The sequence below is a fragment of the Allorhodopirellula solitaria genome, assembly GCF_007859855.1.
In the GTDB taxonomy this organism is placed as follows: domain Bacteria; phylum Planctomycetota; class Planctomycetia; order Pirellulales; family Pirellulaceae; genus Rhodopirellula; species Rhodopirellula solitaria.
This window is the reverse complement of record NZ_SJPK01000004.1, coordinates 436,061-457,978: the sequence shown is the minus strand read 5'-3', so window position 1 is coordinate 457,978 and position 21,918 is coordinate 436,061. Positions and strand designations below refer to the sequence as shown.

Genomic DNA, 21,918 nt, shown 5'->3' with positions numbered 1-21,918 from the left:
ACGACACTGCCATGACTCCCCGACGGGGTGGTTGCTGCGCCGAGATTGAGCTCGGGCGGCGGCCCCACCGCGCCGCTCCTTCGTTTCAGTTGAGTTTCAGTGATGCATTCTCACCCATCCAATTTACCCTGGCCAGCGATCCGGATCGCGAGCGGCCTGATTGTAGTTGTCGCTGCGATGGCGACGTTCTCGATGTGGTGGCCGTCGCTCTCCCGCTGGGTCGATGCGACGCTCGCTTCGCAGCGAGGGGCCGACACGAGCGACCATGCGGAAGCCGATGCGCATGCGGGTCATGACGACGACGCCGCCTCTCTCGTGCTGTCGCCTCAAGCTCAGAGAAACCTGGGCCTGAGCGACGAGTTTCTGCGTCCCATCGAGCTTTCAGACTACCGGCGGTCGATAACCGTTCCCGCCATCATCGTGCCCAAACCGGGGCGATCCTCGATCATCGTCTCGTCACCACTCAACGGCGTCGTCACGCACGTCCACGCCGTTACCGGGGAAGCCGTGATGCCCGGAGACCTGCTCTTCGAGGTGCGATTGACGTATGAGGACCTCGTCGAAACGCAGACAGCTTATTTAAAAACGATGAGTGAGATCGCCGTTGAGGACCGCGAGATCGAACGGCTCGAGGAGGTGACCCGTTCGGGGGCTGTTTCCGGGAAGCTGTTGCTCGAGCGCCGCTACGCCAAAGAGAAACTCGAAGCGTTTGCCAAATCGCAGCGGGAGGCCCTGCGGATGCACGGGCTCTCCGACCGCCAAGTCCAAGAGATTGGTGAGAACGGAAAGCTACTGCATAACCTGAAGATCGTCGCCCCCGACGTGGACACCCACGAACACGACGATGAGCTCCAGCTCACCCAAATATCCACCCGCCAAGTTTCTTTCGCCCAGCCCGCCCCCACCACTTCGCAACCTGCTAGCGATCTCGGCGTGAACCACGATCCGCTCGTCATCGACGACCTGCGAATTCATAAGGGCCAGGCCATCACGGCGGGCGAGACACTCTGCGCTCTGTCGGACTACAGCCAATTGTTCATTGAGGGCAAGGCGTTCGAGAACGATGCTGCGGCAATCTCCAACGCCACCCAACAGGGCTGGAGAGTCGACGCGGTATTGAGCAACACCTCGCCCCGGGAGGTCGTGCGTGACCTGAAACTCGTGTTCGTTTCCAATTCGATCGACCCTCAGTCACGGACACTCTCTCTTTTTGTCGAACTGCCCAACGAAGTCATCCGGGATGAAACGAATCGCGACGGACAGCGTTTTTTGGCGTGGAAATATCGAGTCGGACAACGTCTCGAACTCCGTGTACCAGTTGAACAGTGGGAACAACAGATCGTGTTACCGGTCGATGCCGTCGTCGAGTCAGGCGCCGATTGGTTTGTGTTCCTGCAGAATGGACGCAATTTCACCCGGGTGCCCGTCCATGTGCGCTACCGCGGTCAGAACTCCGTGGTCATCGCGAATGACGGCTCCATCTACCCCGGCGATGTCGTGGCGATGAAGTCCGCTCACCGAATGCAAATGGCCATCACCAATCAATCCGGTGGCGCCGTCGATCCTCATGCTGGGCACAATCACTAATGCTTGATGCAATTATCCGCTTCGCGCTGCGACAACGTTTACTCGTCATCGCCCTCGCCCTGTTCCTCATCGCCGCCGGGACTTGGCAAGCGATGGTGATGCCAATCGATGTCTTTCCAGACCTGAACCGACCGCGCGTCGTGATCATGACCGAAGCACCGGGGATGGCTCCCGAGGAAGTCGAGTCGCTGATCACGTTCCCGATCGAAACCACCATGAACGGGGCCAACGGTGTCGCTGCAGTGCGGAGTTCGTCCGGGGTCGGCATTTCCGTGATTTACGTCGAGTTCGAGTACGGCACCGATGTCTATACCGACCGGCAGATCGTCGCCGAACGAATGCAAATGGTCCAAGACCGAATCCCCGAGGGTATCACACCTCAGCTGGCGCCGATCTCGTCGATCATGGGACAAATCTTGATGCTCGGTATGTGGAGCGAAGATCCTGAGGTCAGCCCGATGGAAGTCCGTACCGCCGCCGATTGGGTCGTGCGCCAGCGATTGTTGACGATACCCGGGGTCTCGCAGGTGTTCACGATGGGCGGCGAGCGAAAACAATTTCAAGTCTTGGTCGACCCGGACGCAATGCTGCGATTCGGTGTTACGTTGGATGAAATCGAGACCGCCGTCGCGGGCAGCAACGAGAATGGAACCGGCGGCTATCTCGACCGCCAAGGCCCCAATGAGCTGCTCGTTCGGGCTCTCGGACGAATCCAAAGCATCGACGATCTCAAGAAGGTACCGGTCATCATCCGCAATGGCCGCCCGGTTCTGCTCTCCCAAGTGGCCGACGTTGTCGAAGGGACACAGGTCAAACGCGGCGACTCCTCCGCGTTCGTCCGCATCGATCCCCCCGCACCGGGCTCCTCGTCTGCCGATGGGCCGCCTGCCGATGGGCCGCCTGCTGACACGTCGTCTGCCAACGGGTCATGGACCGGCGGCCCAGCCGTGGTGCTGACGGTCAACAAGCAACCAGGCGCCGACACCCGCGCCGTCACCGACGAAGTCCTCCGCGCGATCGAAGAGTTGCGCCCCACACTCCCCGCAGGAACGCAGCTGTCGACGGTCTATTCGCAAGACGCGTTCATCAACCGAGCCATCGAGAACGTGATCGAGGCGCTGCGTGATGGCGGCATTCTCGTGGTGATTGTGCTTTTCCTCTTCCTATTGAATATCCGCACCACGTTCATCACGCTCACGGCGATCCCACTCTCTCTGGTGATGACGTCAGTCGTCTTCGCGGCCTTCGGACTCTCCATTAACACCATGACCCTCGGTGGGATCGCCGTTGCGATGGGGGAACTGGTCGATGACGCAATCGTCGATGTGGAGAATATTTTCCGGCGATTGAAGGAGAACCGGGCCGCCGCCGAACCGCTCGATCCACTGCTGGTGGTCTACCGAGCGAGTACCGAGGTTCGCCGCTCGATTGTGTTCGGCACCATGATCGTCATCCTGGCGTTTCTGCCCTTGTTCGCACTTGGCGGGATGGAAGGCAAGCTGTTCGCACCGATGGGGGTGGCATACATCGTTTCCATTCTCTCGTCGTTGCTCGTATCGCTCACGGTCACCCCCGTGCTGTCGTACTGGTTGCTCGGCTTGAGCAAGCGTGGCGGACACGAACAGGATGGCCGTGTGCTAGGCGGCTTGAAACGAGTCGCTGACAAGATCATCCGCTTCAGTCTCGCTTTCCCTCGGTTCAATCTCGGCGTGACGCTGGGCATGGTCGCGATCGCAGCCATTTTCGCGATGCGATTGGAAAGAGACTTCCTGCCTCCCTTCAACGAAGGCACGATCCAACTCAACGTCGTCCTGCCGCCGGGCACGTCCTTGGCTCAGTCGGAACGAATCGCCACCACCGTCGAAGAATCACTGATGCGGATCGAGGATGTGCAACGGTTCGCGCGGCGAACCGGACGCGCTGAACTCGACGAACACGCCGAAGGTGTGAACATGTCCGAAATCATCATTGAACTCGATCCCACGTCGCCTCGGTCGCGTGAAGAACAGCTCGCCGAGATACGCGATTCAATGAGTGAGATCCCTGATATCGTGACGGCAGTCGAACAGCCTATCGCGCACTTGATTTCTCACATGCTCTCGGGCGTCAAAGCGCAAGTCGGCATCAAAATCTACGGTGATGATCTCGATCTGCTGCGTCAGAAAGCAGATCAGGTGAAAAGGAAAATGAGCCAGGTGCCCGGTGTGACCGATGCATTGCTCGAACCCCAAGCACTCGTGCCACAACTTCGTATCGAGTGGGACCGCAATCAATTGCTGCGGTACGGCCTGAGCACTTCCGAACTGAATGAGTATGTCCAAACGGCGATGAATGGCCGCGTCGTCTCGCAGGTTCTCGATGGAATGCGTACGTTCGACTTGGTCGTCCGCATGAACGAGGATTACCGCGAAGACATCGAGCAACTCAAGCGGTTATCGATTCAACTGCCCGAAGGCGGCACACAGCCACTGTCGGGACTCGCCCGAGTCTATCAAGCTCGCGGGCCGAACGCAGTCAAACGCGAGGACGTCCGCCGCCGAGTGGTGATCCAGTGCAATGTGGCCGACCGCGGTGTGGTCGATGTCGTCAATGACATCCAAACGGCGATCCAGCCCATCGTTGCCGAATTGCCAGCGGGGTATTTTGTTGAGTACGGGGGCCAGTTCCAAAGCCAGAAATCCGCCAGCCGTGTGATTTCGGCACTGTTCGTCGTATCGATGGTAGGCGTGTTTTTGGTTCTGTTCACCCTCTTCCGTAGCGTGAACCTGTCTTTGCAGGTCATGGCGGCGCTCCCCATGGCATTCATCGGTTCCGTCGCGGCCCTCGTGCTGACCGGCCAAACCCTGACGATCGCCGCCATGGTCGGGTTTATCTCGCTCGCGGGAATCGCCTCGCGAAATGGGATCCTCCTGCTGCAGCACTACCTGCATTTGGTGCAGCACGAAGGCGAGCAGTTCACGACCTCCATGATCATCCGAGCAGGATTGGAGCGACTCGCACCTGTACTGATGACGGCGCTGACATCCGGCATCGGATTGGTGCCGCTGGTACTCTCCTCGGGCGAAGCAGGAAAGGAAATCCTGTACCCCGTGGCGACCGTGATCCTCGGGGGACTGATCAGCTCGACAGCACTGGACTTCTTCGTCCACCCAGCACTGTTTTACCTATACGGCATGAAGTCAGCCGCGGGTGTCGTGAAGGAGTCCACCCACGCGGTCTCACTCGACGATTGATTTGGCTTCGTCCAGCCTGTATCCGTTCCATTTCCTCGAGGAGCCAGTCCATGTAGCGACGCAACTTCACTTCCACATTTCCGCACTGTTGTCCACTCAGAAACCTATTCCTCCAAGCCAAATTCCATGCGTATTTTCCAGTTTACGATCACTGCTTTGCTGACCATTTGCACCATCTCATTCACCGGATGCGGCTCTCGACCGACCGCCGACTCGACCTCCGAATCCGCTCCCGGGTCGAGTGATCCCCACGACCATGACCACCCGAGCGAAGGACCACATCACGGCACACTCGTTGAACTCGGCGACGAAGAGTACCACGCTGAAGTCGTCCACGATGCGGACTCCGTCACGATCTACATGCTCGGAGCGTCCGCGAAAGCAGCAGTGCCCATCGCTGCCCCGGAACTGACGATCAACCTGGTCCATGACGGCACACCGGAGCAGTTCACTCTCAGCGCCCGCCCGCAAGAGAACGAGCCAGAAGGAAAATCATCTCGCTTCACGATCGAGGATGCTGAACTCGTCAGCCACTTGGATGACGAGTCGGCAGCGCCCAGGCTGAGCGTGACGATCGAAGGCACGTCATTTCAAGGTGCGATCGAGCATGATCATGACCACGCCGGTCACGATCACGCGCACTGACGCCGGCTTCATCCTGGACAGGGTTCCGCTGCGGCATGTGACGGCCTCGAAACCCGCTCAGTGGTGATGACGACCGAGAATATGCACACCGTTGATGTCCAAGTGCACTCCGCTTCGGTTTCCGTAGGAAGGGTAGTGACCATGGTGACGCGACGGACGGTAGCCGTAGGGCCGCGAACTATACCCAGAGCGGTAGCGATAGTTGCTCGAGTACGGCCGGATGACGACTGGGCGATAGCGGCTTCCGAAACCGTATCTGCCATGGTAGGAATTGCCGTGATGGCGTTGGTGAGTTTGGTGACCGTGGCCACGGCGAGAATGGTCCGAAGCGGAAGCCGAGGAGGCTGGGATCAAGAAACTCAGTGTTGCCGCGACAGCAGCGATTGCAATAAGGCGTTTCATCAGTTTGTCCTGCGGGGGGAAAAGAAACGATCGGCGAAAGTTTAACGCCGAACGAAGTGACTTTAATGCATGTCCCGTGCCAAACAGAAAAGCTCCGTGTTTCACGACTTGCGACCACACTTTACGATATCACATCGACGACACTCGCGCAGTCGAATCGACTACACATTGCAATTTACAGTGCAGCCGCAGTGGGTGGTGGCGGCGGAATCCCAACTTCAACGGAAGCTCAACCCTGATGGAAACGATTCAGCTCGCGTTCAACTCGGCCGTGCCGGTAACCCCTGATCTTGGCTCGACCTGTTTCGCGTCGCTGGAGCGATCCGGTGAGGCGACCACGGTCCACCGAGCGAGTTCGGACCAGGGGTCAGGCAGCGGGTGGGACTCCGGGTGCTGTTCCGGCAATCATCATGGTGGCGTTTTCGGGCCTCGCAGTGAGTTGATCTTCGCGATCCTCTGCGGCATCTTCTTGATCGTGGGTTGGCTGACGAAAACGTTCACCGACAGCCCCGATTGGGTTTCGTTGGGATGCTATCTCGCGGCGTATTTCTTTGGTGGCTACTACACGATCAGCGAAGCCATTGAGAAGGTTCGGGAGGGCAGGTTAGAGATTGATTTCTTGATGATCGTGGCGGCAGCTGGCGCGGCGTCGCTGGGGGCTTGGGCGGAAGGAGCGCTGCTGCTGTTCCTCTTTAGCATCGGTCATTCGCTCGAAGGGTACGCGATGGGCCGCGCCAAACGGGCAATCGAAGCGCTCTCGGAAATGACTCCGACCACAGCGCGACTTCGCCGCGACGGGACCGAGCGACATGTAAGCGTGGACGAACTCGTCGTCGGCGATATTGTGATTGTGGCGCCTGATGAGCGTGTTGCCGCTGACGGCTTTGTGGTCGCCGGCGAGACCAGCATCGACCAAGCCCCGATCACGGGCGAGAGCGTGCCGGTGGACAAACGGCCTGTTGAAGATGTCGAGGCGGCCGCGGCAGCCCCCGAATCGCTCGACGCGGACCACCGCGTCTTCGCCGGTACGCTCAATCAATCGGGGGCGATCGAGATCCAGGTCACCAAGATCGCTGCGGACAATACTTTGGCGAGAGTCGTCACGATGGTCCGAGAAGCAGAAACACGGATTTCGCCAACTCAAAAGTTCACGAAGAAGTTTGAGCGGTACTTTGTCCCGGCCGTGGTCGCGACTGTGGTGCTGCTGCTATTCGCGCCGCTCGTTCGCGATGAACCTTTCCACGCTTCGTTCTACCGAGCGATGGCGGTTCTCGTCTCGGCGAGCCCTTGTGCCCTCGCGATTGCGACACCGAGCGCCGTCCTCAGTGGCATCGCGCGAGCTGCCCGCGGCGGCATCCTGATCAAGGGCGGCGGGCCACTGGAAAGCCTCGGCGGCCTGAACTCGATTGCCTTTGACAAGACCGGCACACTGACGACGGGGCACCCGAAGGTTACCGACATTCGGGTCGCAGACGGGGTGGATGAACGCGAGCTGCTGCGATTTGCGGTGGCGGTGGAAAGCCTCAGCAATCACCCGCTCGCCCAAGCGGTCACCCGCGATGCCCAGGAACGCTTGGACGCGATTGCCGACGAAGACGCCAGCGTGCGTTCCCCGGCGACAGATTTGAACAGCATCACCGGTCGGGGCGTGCGAGCGACGGTCCAGGGCGATCTCGTGTACATCGGCAATGCCAAGTTATTCACCGAAGTCGATGGCCCATCGCTGCCCGAGACAATCCAAGCGGACGACGAGTCTCTGCAACGCGATGGTCGCACGACGATGATCGTGCGAGCGGCGGATCGCTACCTCGGCGTGATCGGACTGATGGATACGGCCCGCCCCGCGTCTGCCAAAACAATCTCCAAACTACGAGAACTGGGTATCACCGAAATGATCATGATTTCGGGTGACAACCAAAGGGTAGCCGATGCCATCGCGGCCGAAGTGGGACTCGACGTGGCACGCGGTGGACTAATGCCGGAGGACAAGGTCCGGGAGATTGAGAAACGCCGCAGCGAGGGAGGCATCGCGATGGTCGGCGATGGCGTCAACGATGCACCCGCGATGGCAGCGGCGTCGGTGGGGATCGCGATGGGGGCGGCGGGCAGCGCCGTGGCACTGGAGACCGCCGATGTCGCATTGATGTCCGATGAGCTGGCGAATCTTCCGCTGGCGATCGGCCTGAGTCGCGCCACCCGCCGGATCATTCGCCAGAACGTCTGGATCAGTTTGGGGATGGTTGTCTTCCTCGTTCCCGCTACCATTCTAGGGCTAAACATTGGCCCTGCTGTTATCCTGCATGAAGGCAGCACGTTGGTGGTCGTCTTCAATGCGCTACGGTTGCTGGCATATCAAGAATGAGACTGTCACGATCTGAAAACCTGCTCCTGATTGCCGGGATCCTAGCGGTGGCCGTCAACCTCCGGCCCGCATTAGCGAGCGTTGGCCCCTTGATCGACGACATCCGATTGACCACGGGGCTGTCCAATTCCACGCTGGGGCTGTTGACGACATTGCCGTTGATCGCTTTCGGGGTTATCTCGACATTGACTCCGCTGCTGACCCGTCGCTTTGGAATCGGCGGCACTCTGCTCGGCGCGATGGCGTTGCTGGCAACGGGCGCAGCGATGCGCGCGATCGCATCGGTCCCTGCTCTCTATCTCGGTACGCTCTTGATAGGGATTGCGATTGCATTGGGGAACGTATTGTTACCCAGCCTTGCTAAACGCAACTTTGCGGCGCATTCGGGATGGATCACCAGCCTTTACTCGGGCGCCATGGGTTTGGGTGCGTCTTTGGCAGCCGGCTTGAGTGTGCCCTTGGCCGATCATTTCCAACTTGGCTGGCGTGGCGCCCTGGGATTCTGGGCCATCCCAGCCGTGTTGGCATGCCTCGTTTGGCTGCCCCAATTGAGTCGCTTAAAAAGATCTGAGCCGAAGCGTAGTTTCCAGAAGGCGCTCCATGACTTGGGCAGGTCGGCGCTGGCGTGGAAGGTCGCGCTGTTCATGGGGCTGCAGTCGCTCACCTTCTATGTGGTCCTGGCGTGGTTGCCTGCGATCTTGATCGACCGCGCGCACGATGCAGAGTTCTCCGGATGGATGCTCTCGCTGTCGCAGGCCACTGGGATCGCGGGGTCCTTGATCGTGCCAGTCCTAGCGGGAAAGCAAACAGATCAGCGAGCTGTCGTGCTGACCCTTGGAGTTCTCGAATTGATCGGATTGGCTGGTCTCCTATTCGCGCCAGAGTCCTGGATCGCACTCTGGGTGTCGCTCATCGGCTTTGTCCTGGGCGGTTCGTTTGGGCTGGCGCTGCTGTTTCTCGTGGTCCGCTCCCGCGAAGCCGAAACCGCAGTCGAACTCTCAGGCATGGCCCAGTCGATCGGGTATCTCGTCGCGGCGACGGGCCCGATCGTCTTCGGCAGCCTCTTTGATCTAACGGGAGGTTGGACGGTTTCACTTGTATTTCTGTTCGCGGTTTCACTCCTCAAACTCACCGTCGGGCTCGGTGCCGGAGCTCCCGCAACGGTGGATTAGCCCCTCGACTGGGCTACGCAAATCCCCAGATTTGCCCCATCGATACTGACTTGATTGCCCTCCCAAATGTCAATGTCAGTTGACGCTGGTCTCCGCCAGTTGGCGGTGGCAGCCCCCCAGGCCAAAAACGCCAAAATAGTTATTTCCCCGCAAATCACGGGGTAAAAACGCGCGAGCGAGTCCTCCGGGACGCCATGGCATAGCGGTTGCTTTCTCAGATGACATGCAATCCACGGATGAGGTCACTGTCTTGTCTCCTTGAAAGGAACCCAGTCATGTTGATGCGAAATATCGATTACCCAGCCGATGTCGAAACCGAACAAGAACTCCAACTGGCGAGCTCAGTCTACTCGTCGCGTGAAGTCCTACTCGGTCAAATCGCCGTATTGTTGTTACTCGTGATCGGCGTGTTGTTACGCTGGCATGGTAGCTAAGCAACGCATCCATTGTTCTTGGTGGTCCCGCCGAACACCTGTGCTCGAAATCCGTTTCTCCGTCACTGAGGTTTTCGTTTCGTGAACCTTTCCAACCTGAGTCCAAACTCTCCAATGACCACTCGTATCATTGCCGTTACTCGTACCGACCTTCAGCGACTCGAACAGTTCCTTGATAGCGAACTGATGCTTGTCATGGGCGGCCAACGCCCCCACTTGAAGGCGCTCCGTGAGAAGCTGCAGCGTGCCACCGTTGTCGAGTCCCCGGAGATGCTACCGGACATCGTGACGATGAACTCAACGATCTATTTGCACGACCTCGACCGAGGCGAACCCGACATCTACACGCTCGTCTATCCTGATGAAGCATGTATCGCCGAAGGCAAACTTTCGATTTTCTCTCCATTGGGAGCGGAAATCTTTGGCCGCCGGGTCGGGGAGACGTTGCAGTTTCAAGTTGGTGAGCGAGATTCGCACAAACGAATCGACAAGCTATCGTTCCAGCCCGAGCGAGTCGGCGCGTTCAATCTCTAATAGCGCGTTCGATCTCAAAAAGAACGAGCGGTTTGGGCGTTAGCACCAGGTGATCCGTAACTGCTGCGGATACTCGCTGTCAGACGCGTTACGGGTTGTCGATTTATTCGTTGTCAGTGAATTAGCGTGAAAGTCATAACCCGGCGATTCAACGAGGGATCACATCGAACCCCTCGCTAAGCAACGCACGATCAATTTCTGTCGCAGTGGACGAGGCGACGAGTCCAAAGCCGCAGGACTCGTCGTCTCGTCCACTACGAAAACCGACACTGATTCATCGTGTGTTGCTAACTCGTCGGGTTATCCAATTGACAGCCCGGTACGCGGCTGGGTGAATGGCTATACCCGGTGACCTCGGACACTTGGCTCACCATTGCGGCGCCGACGTCGATTCAAGGCAGCCCACGATCGCCGAAACGGCTGACAGAAACGCTTAACAGCGTTGTCCGCAGGGGCGGAAGAAAACCTGTTTCTCGGCCCGGCTCGCTCGACAGGGAGCCGAGCCGGCAGACTCCGCCAATGCGTATCAGGCATCTGGAGGCGCTGCGTCCGTTTCGGGTGTTTGCTTCGGCAGCGTCCATAACAGCAAGCTAATCCCGGCAACGGCGCTGACGGCTGACCCCACTAACACACCCGTCTTGGCTGTGTCGGGCCCGTCGGCGCCGAATGCCAATCCCTCAATGAACAATGCCATCGTGAAACCGATCCCTGCCAAGCAACTGCCTGAGAAGAGCACAGGCCAACTGATTCTGGCGGGCAACTGAGCGACGCCGGCTCGAACCACCAGCCAACTGAACAGCACAATGCCGAGCGGCTTGCCCACCACTAATCCGAGCATGACCGCGACAGCGACTGAGTCGATCAGGTTGGCTGGTTCAATCAACACGCCTGCGTTCGCAAGCGCGAAGACCGGCATGATGACGTAGGCCGTCCAGGGATGCAGCGTCACTTCCAAGTACTCTAGTGGCGAAACAGTTTCACGCGAGAGCCGTTGAACTTCCTTGATGACCTCGGCACGATGGCTTCGCGTCGTCCACCGCTGGTCTTGGAACTCACCCTGTTTCTCGAGCAGATAGTCTCCAAACCGCTCGGGGACCAAAGTCGACTTAGCGGGAGTCATCAGACCTAAGATCACACCGATCAAAGTGGCGTGAATCCCCGATTCATGCAAGGCGACCCAAGCAACCGCACCCACCGCGATATAGGGAAGAAAGCGACGAACGCCGATTCGCGAAAACAGGTGGACGACTGCAATCGCACACGCCGCCAATGCCAGATACCGGCCGTCCAAAGAATCGGTATACCCGATGGCGATGACCAAGATGGCACCGATGTCATCGACAATGGCCAATGAAAGGAGCAAGATTCGCAGACTATGTGGCACGCGTGAGCCAAGGACTGCCAAACAGCCGACGACGAACGCAATATCCGTCGCCATCGGGATACCCCAGCCGCGCATTCCAGGTTCGCCATACTGGATGGAGAGATAGAGCCCAGCAGGAACAATCATCCCACCAATCGCGGCAGCAATCGGGAGCGAGGCCTGCTTAAAATTAGACAGTGAACCATGCGCTAATTCGCGTTTGACCTCCAATCCAATCACAAAGAAGAAGATCGCCATCAGCCCGTCGTTGATGACGTGGTGCAGAGAATGACTAAAGACAAACTCGCCGAAGCCGAGCGTGACATTCGTCTGCCAAAACGAGAGGTAGGATGCGGACCAAGGAGAATTCGCCGCAATCAATGCGATCGCCGCGCAGAACATCAGCAGGATTCCGCTGGTGGCCTCAATATGCAAGAACCGAGCCAGGGGCCGCAGCCATCGGTCGATAGGTTGGACAGGCAGCAGGGTTTGGGATTCAGGATGTTTCATCGGACCTCGAGAATTCTGGTAGACCGCTCACCCTCGTCGATAGAAAGTGAGAAACGACGCCGTGCACTGTCGCACCACGGTAGGCTCCCCATCGGTTGGCAGCGAACGCTTTACCGTGGGGAGCGAGAGCAGGCAAACCAACGCAAGGGATGGGCCAATCAGGCAATCCACGCCTGGTGAAGCCACGACACCACAATCTCACGCCCAGAGCGTCAATGTCAATGCCACCGCGCCAACTCAAGTTGACGATGCGTGATAGAAATCGCTGGCAATTCTTGAGTGAGATACGCGCATTCGGCCCAGCATCAGCGGCCGATCGACCTTCGCAGGCATCGCATTGCCTCACTCGTCGGTCCGGAGTTTGCGGTAACGTTTGACGTGCCATTCCGACGTGAAAAAGTTTTATGAGTCTCACACGGAGGTGCCCTAACGCGACGGGAATGCCATTCTGGTTAAAATGAACTCTATGAAATCAGCCTCCAAATCTACGCCCCAGCGCGGCGACCCGATCCCCGAGCGTTTCTTCCGTATGATCGGCGAATTCACGTTCGACTGGGAGAGTTGGTTTTCGTGCGACGGCGAGGTTCTCTGGGTCAATCAAGCCGTCGAGCGATTCACGGGCTACACGCCCCGCGAATGCGTGGCAATGGCCGACTACCCCTTGAAGCTGATCGCACCAGAAGACCGTGACAGGATGGCTCGCTGTTTCGAAGAAGGACGCACCGGAAGCACAGCAAACAATGTCGAATTTCGCGCTTTACACCGTGATCAATCGCAATGCTGGTGCGCTGTTTCCTGGCAACCGATGATGGATGCGACGGGCCGCTCGCTAGGGTTTCGGGCCAGCGTCCGTGACGTTTCGGAGAAGCGTCAACTGAGAGAGCAACTGCGTTTGCACAATGAACATCTCGAACAACTCGTCCAGGAACGCACCGCTCAGATCGCCAAGCTTGAGAAGCATCGGCTTCAAGTCGAGAAACTTGCCGCACTGGGTGAACTTGCCGCCGGGGTCGCTCATGAGATCAACAATCCCTTGGCGGGCATCCGCAATGCATTTGCGCTGCTCAAACGACACCTCCCTCAAGATGTCAAACACTATGACAAATTGGAGTTGATCGATGGCGAGATTGAACGCATCAGCGGTATCACCCACCAGATGTATCAGCTCTATCGACCGAGCCAGCAGAACGTGGCTCCGTTTTCCGTCCGGCAGGCGGTCGCCGAGGTCATTGCGCTCACCCTTCCGTTATCACGCAAGACGAATGTAGAGGTGGTGTCTGAGTTTCAAGCTCTCCAGCCATCAGGGTCTCTCGGCGACGACGAGGTGATACTGCGTTCGGGTGAAGTCAAGCAGGTGTTACTGAACCTCGTTCGCAATGCGATCCAGGCGTCGCAACCGGGACAACAGGTCACGATTATCGTTTCCACCGACCGCGACGGCGTCACCATCACGGTCGCCGATCAGGGGCACGGCATCGCCGCCTCGGTGATCAGCAAGGTTTTCGATCCATTCTTCAGCACCAAGACAGAAGCCATCGGCCAAGGAATGGGACTGGGGCTATCGGTCTCCCATGGCATCGTTGAGGCGATGGAAGGAACGATTAACGCAACGAGCACGCCGGGGGAGGACACGAAGTTCACCGTGAGACTCCCCCGACGCCTACAGTCGCTCGAAAAAGGGGGATGAGCCTCCAATGGCGTGGACTTAGCAACGCACGATCAATTTCTGTCGCAATGGGCGAGGCGACGAGTCCAAAGCCGCAGGACTCGTCGCCTCGTCCACTACGAAAACCGACACGTATTCATCGTATTCTGCTTAGTGAGCCGACGGCGCTAGCCGCGGGTTCTTCATACCGCTATTTCTTAACACCCCTATCGATTGACTCGCCTTCCATGGGCCCGCCCCTTGATGGCAGGCCTTTCTTCCAGGCCCTTCCCAATTCTTCTTATGAATCAACCACGACGCATCCTGATCGCCGACGACGAACCGCTCTATCGCAACACGACCGCTGAACTACTGCGAGATGAAGGCTTTGAATGCGTCTGCGTTGAGGACGCAGCCGACGCCATCAGTGTGCTCAATGAACATCATTTCGACCTGATTCTTTCCGACCTCAATATGCCGGGCAATCTCAAGCTCGAACTGCTCCGAGAGGGCCGAGCGAAGCATTCGCATGTTCCGATGATCGTTGTTACGGGCGTCCCGTCCATTCCATCGGCCATCGAAAGTGTCCGGCTTGGGATCGCCGACTATTTGCTCAAACCGGTCAGGTTCGAAGAATTACTGGCGTCGGTGCAGCGAGCCTTGCAGCATCCACCGACTCCAGCTCAGACCGCCCCGGAGCCTTCTCCCAACGTTCGCTTGCATGAAACGTTTCCCGAGATCATTGGTGAGAGCCCAGCAATGCTCGAACTACTCGACATTGTCGAGCGGGTCGCATCGAGCAATACCAATGTCCTGATCACGGGCGAGAGCGGAACAGGCAAAGAGGTGATTGCCCGAGCAATCCATCACCACAGCCCACGTCGCGATTGTGCAATACAGGTAATTGACTGCACCTCCATCCCTGAACCACTGTTTGAATCCGTGCTCTTTGGCCATATCAAAGGTTCATTCACCGGAGCAATTAAAGACCAGATAGGGTTGCTCCGGGCCTGCGATGGCGGCACTGCGTTCTTTGATGAATTGGGAGAACTGCCTGCTGCATCTCAAGCGAAGCTTCTGCGAGTTATCCAAGAGCAAACCTTCACCCCCGTCGGTGACCACAAACCCATCAAGGTAGACACTCGATTCATTTGCGCTACCAACCTGGATTTACAAGCCGAGGTCGATGCGGGGCGTTTCCGTCAAGACTTGTTCTACCGCCTCGCTGTCATCCATATTGAATTGCCGCCGCTGCGCGATCGAGGAGACGATGTGATCCTCTTGGCCGAAGCTTTTCGAAAACACTTGCGACCAACCAATTCCACGATCAGCGGTTTCTCGCCCGAGGCCCTTGAGTGTTTTCGGCAGTACCGATGGCCGGGCAATATTCGCGAAATGCGAAACGTGATCGAGCGGGCGTTTACTTTGGCGCGTGGAGACACGATCGAGCCCGCGGACCTGCCCGCACCGCTCTGCGACCCCACCATGAAGCCCGATGCGGAGCGACCGGGACTGGCAGATGCTTCTCGCGACGAGGCTCTTGATACTGCCGACCGAGCATACCTCACCGAGCTGCTCGAAAAACACCAAGGAGTGATCGCCAGTGCCGCGCGCCAAGCAGGTCTCTCAAGGCAGGGCATGAACAAACTGCTCAAACGCCATGGCATCCATGCAGATGACTACCGATAGATGAGTCGCCCCAGAAACTTCAGGCCGCTGGTGGCGCGCTGCGATATTGGCTCAGCTTGTTCAAAGACCCTGTGCACCGGAAATCCTGGTCCATCAGGAATTATTGTGGGTTTCGCTGCGGTGAGCCGAGTGAGCGGGATTTCCAAGGCATGGCTCCCGTATCGAAGGATTTATTTGTGGGATGTGATTATCAATGTTAGACTGGCACTGCCGGGAGAAACGGAGCCGAGCTCTGCAGAGATGCTGGCTTGGCAAGGGATATCTCGGTCGCCAGCGTTTCCCTGCAAAAGCGGTACGCCAATGGTGTTGTCGGTCCCTGGCGTGCGTTTGTTCGTCAGGGACGCATTTTTGAACGATCATGGGATACGAGAGCCATGCCTAGAAAAACCTTCCCCCTGGGCTCCGCGCACGCTTCCGTCGGATGAGCCATTAAAAGGCGCTCGGGTTCCAAGCAACGTAGAGTAGCATCAAGAAAGCGGGCAAGATAAGGACGAACAGCATGAACAATACAAGCTTGATTATGTACCTGTCCTCCTCAACCCGGGCACTATCAACATCATTCGTCCCCCCCCGTCGGGATCGATCGCCCTGGGACGATCTCGATACCTTCGAGGCCGGTCGGTAGGGCGTTCTCGGTTGCCGGAGCTCGACCGTCTCGTTGCGAAATAAAGCGGTGGGTGTCGTCTTCAACGAGAGCATGCCGAGTATCTCCGATTATACCGAAAACGCCGAGAATGAGGCTGGAATCCCAAGCGGGTATTCTGAGCGACTGCCTTCTCGACTGAGTAAGTTGGGACAACTCAATAATCAATGCAACGCTCGCGCCAATCGTGTAGAGTACGTGTTTTGAGGTTTTTCAGCCTCATTTCAATGTGATGGCGTCACCACCGATTGCCTTCCGTCAACTCAAGTTGACACATCGTCATCTATTCCTGATCAAAGAATCCATATGCTCCCGCCCCTTGCTAGAACGCCAAGTCACAACCCATGCCGGGCCAATGATTGCTGGATGTCTTCACATTCCCGGATGCGAGGGCTCGTGACATTCACCCTTCTAATCTGCACTGTAGTTATCCTACCAATCCGCAATGCAGCTTCCGTGCATGCAGCGGACAATGATCGTCCAAACGTGGTAGTGATCCTAGCAGACGACTTGGGGTGGAATAGTGTGGGGTACCACAACAAGCAATTCCGAACGCCTCACATCGATCAACTGGTGCGCGAAGGCGTCGAGCTGGACCGATTCTATGTCGCGCCGATGTGTTCACCGACACGGGCGGGATTGATGACGGGACGTTATCCCATTCGCTTTGGTGCCGCCCGGGCGGTCATCCCACCGTACCGCGATTTCGGTCTTCCAAACAACGAACTGACGCTGCCGGAGCGTCTGGCTGAACTGGGTTATTCGCGTCGCGGTGTCTTTGGCAAATGGCATCTCGGACACCGACGTTCGAAATGGCATCCCTTGAACCACGGGTTCACACATTTTCATGGGCATTTCAACGGCGCGATCGACTATTTTGAATTGACTCGCGATGAGGTCCGAGATTGGCACGTTGATGCCGAGCCCTCGGACGAGCAAGGCTATTCGACTCACCTCATCGCTGCTGCTGCTGCCCAATGGATCACTGACTCGGCAGCCTCAGACGCACCGTATTTTTGCTATGTCCCGTTCAATGCCCCACACTCTCCCTTTCAAGCGCCCGAGGAAACTGTTGCCCGGTTCACGAACGACAAGACCAAGAACGAACAAGGGCGAAAGCGAGTAAAGGCGAAAAACCGAGCGACCCTCCACGCCATGATCTGGGAAATGGACCAGGGCATCGGGCAGATTCTCCAGTCGATCGCTGACTCAGGCGAGGCGGACAATACCATTGTTTGGTTTTTCAGCGACAACGGTGGCATTGGATCGCTACCGCGGCTGAATTCACCGCTGCGGGGCAGCAAGCTATCGGTGTACGAGGGAGGCATCCGCGTACCTGCGTGCGTCCGCTGGCCGAACCGATTGCCCGCAGGAACGAAGAACCAACGGATATGCGGATACATCGACGTACTACCGACAATTGTCGAAGCCGCCGGCGGGGTGGTTGCCGTTGAAAACGACCGACCCATCGACGGTATCTCACTGCTAAGCGGACTGGCAAGCGAAACATCGGCCACATCCGGCTCGACAACCGACGCCGCGGCAACATCCCTCGACAGTGATCAGGCTGCATCGTCCGCGCGGTCGAATCAACGCCCATGGTTTTCCTATCACGGACAATCCGGAATCGACAATGAACATCTTGCGGTCCTGCACAATGGTTGGAAATTGAAAGTGAACGGCCCTCGACTGATGTCGAAAAAGCAGCTCACCGACGCCAACCATCGCATCGAACTGTTCCACTTGAGCGTGGATCCCAATGAAACAACTAACCTCGCCGACAAGCACCCCAGCCGGGTCAATCAACTCGGCCAGATGCTGTTGGATTATCGCAAACTGCAACCCCACGACGCGGTACCTCCCTATTCCGTTGGCAGAGATGGATTTATCCCACCGCCTCAATGGCGAGTCGATCTCGACGAACCCGATGCATTGATTGGCACCTATGCCGATGAAGCCAACCAAGAATAGTTCGATATGCATCGCATCGGCTGCTCATTGACAGCGTGCGCCGTGATCGCGCACATTGCCCTGGGGGTCGATTACAAACTTTGACTCATCATCGAGTCGAAAGATCGCTCGCTGCTGATAATCCGTCGCCATCTGCAAGACCTCCTGTTCTGCCAGCCCCGCTACGAGGAAACTATCCTCCTTCCAATCACCGCAAGGCGACTGCCCCACCACCGCTCGGATTTGATCGGTTTGATCTTGCAGACGGTTCCACAATTCCTCATTGCGAGCAAGATTGTCCGCTTCACCGGTTGGCTCGGACATGGGATTCCAAGCCGTGATCACAAAGCACGGAGCTCGAAAGGGCAAATCGTCGGCGTGCGGCCCCGCGTACACCCGTTCCATCCGCTCGTCGACAATCAACGACTCGCCATAGGTACGCCAAAGAGATTTGGGAGTGAGGTCCATCCCTGATGAGTGATGCGGATTGGGAAGCGTAGACATAGGACGCGGAACAGGTTTAACGGAAAGGTTCAATCGTTGGGATCGCTGAGCATGGTTTGCAGTGCGTGATACCCGAGGCCTGACGGCCTACGGCTCAAGGTTGGGGACGATTTCAAAATGCTTGGCGGTCGCTTGGAACTGGGATATCTGTTGGTCTTGCCAGGCCTGGTCACGGCCGAGTTCATCGGCCATCAGACGAGCAACTTCCGGGGCAATGGACTTGGCGGCTTCGATATGGAGGAACATCGCTCGGGTGCGACGGGCGAGGACGTCTTCGACTGTCAGCGCCATCTCGTGGCGGACGGCCCAGACGACGTCAGCAGGGCGAATCGAGAGCTCGCGGTGGAGTGGCTCCCCCAGCTCCGGTGTGACGGCGATCAGTTGATCGATGAGATCGGCGTCCGTGCCGTAAACCGAATCGCTCGGCGTTTGGGTCGCCGCGTGCAGCCGTAGCTCCTTTGTCGACTTGCCATTGGTTTTCAAATCCGTCTGCTCGACGGCGCGGTCGATGCAATCTTCCGCCATCTGACGAACCGTGGTCCATTTCCCTCCCGTGATCGTGATCATGCCACTCTTGGACGTCAGGATGGTATGGTCCCTCGAAATAGATTTGGTATCTCCTCGGGTACCACTCCCGCGACTTGGGGGACGGACCAACGGGCGGATTCCGACGAAGACGCTCAGGCAATCCTCGCGCGTCGGCGTGCGGGTCAGGTAGTCGCCAGCGGTGCGGAGCAGGAAGTCAATTTCCTCCTGTTGGGCGGTGGGCTCCAACGTCGCTTGCTCGATCGGCGTATCGGTCGTGCCCACGACAACATGGCCGTGCCACGGGATCAAGAACAAGACACGGCCATCGGATGTTTTAGGGACAATGATCGCTGTCTCGTCGGGCAAGAATTCCCGTGGCAATACGACGTGAACGCCCTGGCTCGGAGCGATGATCGGTTCAGCGGTCGCATCGTCGTTGCGGCGAAGCTCGTCACAGAAGGGCCCCGTCGCATTGATCACGCACCGTGCCTGGACATCGTGCCGTGCTTGCGTGAGCTGGTCTTCCACGGTCACTCCACAAACCTGGCCGTCCTCGCCATGGAGCAAATCCACCGCCTTAGCAGCATTGAGCACACAGGCGCCGTGCTCCGCCGCGGTCATGGCCATGTGAATGAGCAGGCGTGCGTCGTCAAACTGGCCGTCGTGATAGACAACGCCACCCCAGTGCACTCGCCGCGACTGGATCGTGCTGGCCGCCTGTTTGGCCCGCTCGGGCGAAGCGCCGTATGCGCGTGGAAAATGGCTTTTGCCTGCGAGCAAATCGTAGAGCACGAATCCAACTCGCATCATGAACCGCTGCCAGAGTGATTCACAGGGCACGAGAAACGGCAGGGGATGCACCAGGTGTGGAGCATTGGCCTGCAACCGTGCCCGCTCGCGCAACGATTCCCGCACCAAGGAAACATTGCCTTGCTGTAGGTACCGCACGCCCCCATGGATCAGTTTCGTGCTGCGGCTCGATGTGCCTTTGCCAAAATCGCTCTGCTCGATCAAAAGGACGGACAGCCCGCGGACCGCGCCGTCCAAGGCAACTCCCACACCCGTCGCACCGCCACCAATAACGACAAGATCAAAGGGATCGCGTTGGCCGCGAACCTGATTGAGATAACTTTCGCGATTCATGATGTCTGCCATCCCATGCTTCGTTTCACAGCTTCCTGCCATCGGGCTCGACGTTGCTGTACTTCGGCGAGCGGCATAGAGGGTTCGAAAACGCGTTCACTTTTGCGAATGGATTCCACTTCGCCAAGGTTCTTCCAAAAACCGACAGCCAGCCCCGCGAGGAAGGCCGCGCCGAGGGCAGTGGTTTCAATCACTCGCGGTCTTTCGACAGGGACCTGCAAGATATCAGCTTGAAATTGCATCAGAAAATCATTCGCACTGGCGCCACCGTCGACCCGCAACTCTTTCACAGCGATGCCCGTATCCGCATTCATGGCATCGAGTACATCGGCAACCTGAAATGCGATACTTTCGATCGCTGCGCGAGCCAGGTGCGCCGATGTGGTGCCACGAGAGATACCAACGATCGTTCCTCGAGCGTACGGGTCCCAGTGAGGCGCACCGAGTCCGGCGAAGGCGGGCACGAGGTAACAATCTCCACTGTCAGGGACGGTCGAAGCAAGATCAGCGACTCCACAGGTCGTTTCCGCTATGCGAAGTTCGTCCCTCAGCCACTGCACCACCGCACCGCCGATGAAGATACTGCCTTCGAGTGCGAACTCCGGACGATCGCCTCCGGTGCACGCGATCGTGGTTAGTAATTTGCATTTAGACGCGAGAGGTTCGGTCCCGATGTTCATCAAAACGAAGCAGCCCGTTCCATAGGTACACTTCGCCATCGCATTCTCGGTGCAATTCTGTCCGAACAACGCGGCGTGCTGGTCTCCGGCGCAACCTGCGATGGGGATCGGTTGCCCTAGGAAGTCCGAAGTCGATTGGGTGTACGTTTCACTGGAGGGACGCACCTCCGGCAAGACTGCTCGGGGGATGTCGAGGAGGTCGAGCAGCGCTGGATCCCAGTCGAGTGTTTCCAAGTTCAACAACATCGTTCGGGCCGCGTTGCTGACGTCGGTCACATGTGTTTGGCCACCACTGAGATTCCACAGCAACCAACTGTCGACTGTGCCAAACGCCAGCTCACCACGTTCGGCTCGGCGTCGGGCATCGGGAACGTGATCGAGCAGCCATCGCAGCTTTGTGCCGCTGAAATACGGGTCGATCACGAGACCTGTTTTCTCGGCGATAGTTTCCGCATGGCCGTCCCGACGCAACCCATCGCAGAAATCGGCTGTCCGTCGATCTTGCCAAACGATTGCCTTGTGCAGCGGTTGTCCCGTCTGGCGATCCCATAGCACCACCGTTTCGCGTTGGTTAGTGATTCCGATCGCGGCGATGTCGGTCGCTGCGATCTCATTGCTGCGCAACACCTCGCGAGCGACGTCGCGTTGCGACTCCCAAATCTCGGTGGCATCGTGTTCGACCCAGCCTGATTGCGGGTAGTGCTGGGTCAGTTCCTGGGATTGGATGCCACAAATTTCTCCTTCGCGATCGAATAGGATCGCCCGCGAACTGGTTGTGCCTTGATCAAGCGCCAAGATGTATTTCATGAGGTTGTCTCCGGGAGCCGCGGTGGGTCGCAATCGCGATCCGGCGGCCGATATTCTGGGTTTGGTTTACTGGGTGATGCTAATAGC

General features: G+C 58.0%; 15 protein-coding genes. 10 read left to right on the top strand and 5 right to left on the bottom strand.

Annotation, left to right across the window (positions count from 1 at the left end; genetic code table 11):
- The first annotated feature begins 102 nt into the window (after positions 1-102).
- The 3 genes from CA85_RS10405 to CA85_RS10395 all read left to right on the top strand — a co-directional run bounded on the left by CA85_RS10405 (position 103) and on the right by CA85_RS10395 (position 5,465).
- A complete protein-coding gene (locus CA85_RS10405; protein ID WP_146391257.1) occupies positions 103-1,587 on the top strand; it encodes an efflux RND transporter periplasmic adaptor subunit in 1,485 nt (494 codons plus the stop codon).
- The gene (locus tag CA85_RS10400; protein ID WP_146391256.1) at positions 1,587-4,820 is read left to right on the top strand and encodes an efflux RND transporter permease subunit; all 3,234 of its coding nucleotides are present in this window, start codon (positions 1,587-1,589) and stop codon (positions 4,818-4,820) included. Before CA85_RS10405 ends, CA85_RS10400 begins: the two co-directional genes overlap by 1 nt.
- Before the next feature lie 126 nt (positions 4,821-4,946).
- A complete protein-coding gene (locus CA85_RS10395) occupies positions 4,947-5,465 on the top strand; it encodes a hypothetical protein (protein ID WP_146391255.1) in 519 nt (172 codons plus the stop codon).
- Positions 5,466-5,522: 57 nt separating this feature from the next.
- Here CA85_RS10395 and CA85_RS10390 read toward each other — a convergent pair whose 3' ends face one another.
- The gene (locus CA85_RS10390; RefSeq protein ID WP_146391254.1) at positions 5,523-5,867 is read right to left on the bottom strand and encodes a hypothetical protein; all 345 of its coding nucleotides are present in this window, start codon (positions 5,865-5,867) and stop codon (positions 5,523-5,525) included.
- 238 nt (positions 5,868-6,105) lie between these two features.
- Here CA85_RS10390 and CA85_RS10385 point away from each other — a divergent pair, with 238 nt between their 5' ends.
- From CA85_RS10385 to CA85_RS10375, 4 genes are all read left to right on the top strand, one after another.
- Positions 6,106-8,229, top strand: a complete 2,124-nt coding sequence (locus CA85_RS10385; protein WP_146391253.1) for a heavy metal translocating P-type ATPase — start codon at positions 6,106-6,108, stop codon at positions 8,227-8,229.
- On the top strand, positions 8,226-9,401 hold the full coding sequence (locus CA85_RS10380) for a CynX/NimT family MFS transporter (protein ID WP_146391252.1): 1,176 nt from the start codon (positions 8,226-8,228) through the stop codon (positions 9,399-9,401). Before CA85_RS10385 ends, CA85_RS10380 begins: the two co-directional genes overlap by 4 nt.
- Before the next feature lie 275 nt (positions 9,402-9,676).
- Positions 9,677-9,835, top strand: coding sequence for a hypothetical protein (locus CA85_RS24845; RefSeq protein ID WP_186774855.1), 159 nt, complete (start codon positions 9,677-9,679; stop codon positions 9,833-9,835).
- Positions 9,836-9,949: 114 nt separating this feature from the next.
- A complete protein-coding gene (locus CA85_RS10375) occupies positions 9,950-10,369 on the top strand; it encodes a GreA/GreB family elongation factor (RefSeq protein WP_146391251.1) in 420 nt (139 codons plus the stop codon).
- A gap of 526 nt (positions 10,370-10,895) precedes the next feature.
- Here the strand turns inward: CA85_RS10375 and nhaA are convergent.
- The gene (gene nhaA / locus CA85_RS10370) at positions 10,896-12,242 is read right to left on the bottom strand and encodes a Na+/H+ antiporter NhaA (RefSeq protein ID WP_146391250.1); all 1,347 of its coding nucleotides are present in this window, start codon (positions 12,240-12,242) and stop codon (positions 10,896-10,898) included.
- Between the two features lie 457 nt (positions 12,243-12,699).
- Here nhaA and CA85_RS10365 point away from each other — a divergent pair, with 457 nt between their 5' ends.
- From CA85_RS10365 to CA85_RS10355, 3 genes are all read left to right on the top strand, one after another.
- Entirely contained in the window at positions 12,700-13,929 is a 1,230-nt protein-coding gene (locus CA85_RS10365) for a two-component system sensor histidine kinase NtrB (protein ID WP_146391249.1), read from the top strand.
- Positions 13,930-14,190: 261 nt separating this feature from the next.
- Positions 14,191-15,576, top strand: a complete 1,386-nt coding sequence (locus CA85_RS10360) for a sigma-54-dependent transcriptional regulator (protein WP_146391248.1) — start codon at positions 14,191-14,193, stop codon at positions 15,574-15,576.
- A 1,009-nt stretch (positions 15,577-16,585) separates the two neighbouring features.
- The gene (locus tag CA85_RS10355; RefSeq protein WP_246112671.1) at positions 16,586-18,190 is read left to right on the top strand and encodes a sulfatase-like hydrolase/transferase; all 1,605 of its coding nucleotides are present in this window, start codon (positions 16,586-16,588) and stop codon (positions 18,188-18,190) included.
- 24 nt (positions 18,191-18,214) lie between these two features.
- On the opposite strand, the gene CA85_RS10350 is transcribed toward CA85_RS10355, so the two are convergent.
- The 3 genes from CA85_RS10350 to glpK all read right to left on the bottom strand — a co-directional run bounded on the left by CA85_RS10350 (position 18,215) and on the right by glpK (position 21,831).
- Positions 18,215-18,673, bottom strand: a complete 459-nt coding sequence (locus CA85_RS10350; protein ID WP_146391247.1) for a DUF3293 domain-containing protein — start codon at positions 18,671-18,673, stop codon at positions 18,215-18,217.
- An 87-nt stretch (positions 18,674-18,760) separates the two neighbouring features.
- A complete protein-coding gene (locus CA85_RS10345; protein WP_146391246.1) occupies positions 18,761-20,344 on the bottom strand; it encodes a glycerol-3-phosphate dehydrogenase/oxidase in 1,584 nt (527 codons plus the stop codon).
- Positions 20,341-21,831, bottom strand: a complete 1,491-nt coding sequence (gene glpK / locus CA85_RS10340) for a glycerol kinase GlpK (RefSeq protein WP_146391245.1) — start codon at positions 21,829-21,831, stop codon at positions 20,341-20,343. Before glpK ends, CA85_RS10345 begins: the two co-directional genes overlap by 4 nt.
- Positions 21,832-21,918: the final 87 nt, after the last annotated feature.